The sequence below is a fragment of the Candidatus Woesearchaeota archaeon genome, from assembly GCA_003694805.1.
Classification (GTDB): Archaea; Nanobdellota; Nanobdellia; order Woesearchaeales; family J110; genus J110.
This window is the reverse complement of the sequence record RFJU01000058.1, coordinates 1-1,541: the sequence shown is the minus strand read 5'-3', so window position 1 is coordinate 1,541 and position 1,541 is coordinate 1. Positions and strand designations below refer to the sequence as shown.

Annotated in this window: 1 protein-coding gene; it reads left to right on the top strand. The window is 54.6% G+C overall.

Translation table 11 applies throughout. From position 1 onward, the window contains the following. Window positions 1-801: 801 nt before the first annotated feature. Window positions 802-1,541 (top strand): hypothetical protein (locus D6783_02360; protein RME53325.1); only part of this gene is annotated, 740 nt, incomplete at its 3' end.

The window sequence follows — 1,541 nt, the reverse complement described above, 5'->3', positions numbered from 1 at the left end:
CGTCCCATTTGACCGCTCTGGCACGCCCGCACCGATTTTCGCACGAGAACATGACGAGCAACACTCCCTTTTTAAATCTTTTCGAGCTCTCGAGGAGGTGCAAGGTGGCGGGGGTCGTTCGTCATCTGGGCCGCGCTTTTGCTATGGGCTTCTGCTGTGTTTCTCTTGTTTCTCTCCACCCGCGCCGCCCTCACAATGCTATGTTCCCCTCATCATGCAATGTTCACAATGCTATGCTCACATCCTACGCCGGCCGGTTCTGTGTCCGTTCCTTGTTCATCCTTTGTTCACTCCTTGTTTCTCGACGAGAACCTTGGCGCAATGACAGGGCGCTTCCTTTGCTCGGCGCGCGTAGCAAGCACTCTTGTCGATGCTTAAAACATTTAAGAACACCTCCGTTCAATTTAAAAACCAATTTATAAATCGAAACGGTCGCTACTGTGCTGTAATGACCTCCTAAAACCCTTGAATTTTACAACGAAAACGGCTCTGGCGATACAAGGTTTGTTGCACAACACAGCCCTATCGAAAGTTTTATAAACAAAATCGGACACAAAACCCCTACCTGAGCGGCTTGAGCACTATCGACGGTACACGAAGGCTTAAATTGGCTTCGGCGCGGAACGCATCCACGTCGATGTCAGCGCAAACTTCCTGTGCCGCCTCGAGAGGCACGAGCTGCAACACGGTTACGTGGGGGAACGCAACAGTGTTGCACCACTCTACGGAAAACACGGAGGTGTTTAAATGAACAGCAAGCGACTAATTAAAAAGATAGTTGCTCTCGGTGCTGGTGCGACCATGGTCGGCATGACGATGGCAGGCGCACTTGCATACGATTTGGCAGACTATCCGACACCGTTCATCACGAACGGCGTCTTCGACGGCGCAATCGTCGTCGGCGAGAAAGCTGCCACGAGTGACGTCATCGGCGCAGTCGACATTGCAGCAAGCCTGCAAGCGTCCGCAACAACGGAAGTTGAACTCGACATCCCCAGCACGGGATCGGTCAACCTCGTCGGTGATGCAGCCCAGTTCTCCATCAGCTCAGACATCCTCGAGCTCGGCGAGAACGTGGCAGACGTCAAGGAAACGTTCACCGAAGACGACCTGGCAGCCCTCAAGAGCGGCAGAGTCAGCACCCAGCAGGGCTCAACAGACTACAACCAGTACCTGCGCTTCGGCACGAGCGGCCTCGCGACGATGTACGTTGACTACACGGCAGACAAGGATGACAACGTTGGCGACTACCTCGTCATCCAAGGCATCCGAAGCACGCCGTTCTTCGAGTACCAGCTCGAGTTCGAGTCCGGCTTCCAGTCTGAGCTCGACGACTGCACAGGAACTTCTACTGTTACCTGCGGCCTCAACGACCTCGAAGATACGAGAATCAACATCTTCGGCACCGACTACACCATCGTTGACACGACGCTGAATAGCAACCAGGAAGTCTCCCTCGAGCTCATGGGCGGGGACGTGTCCGACACCCTGCGCGAAGGCGAGACGAAGACGTACACCATCGACGGCACCGACTACGAGGT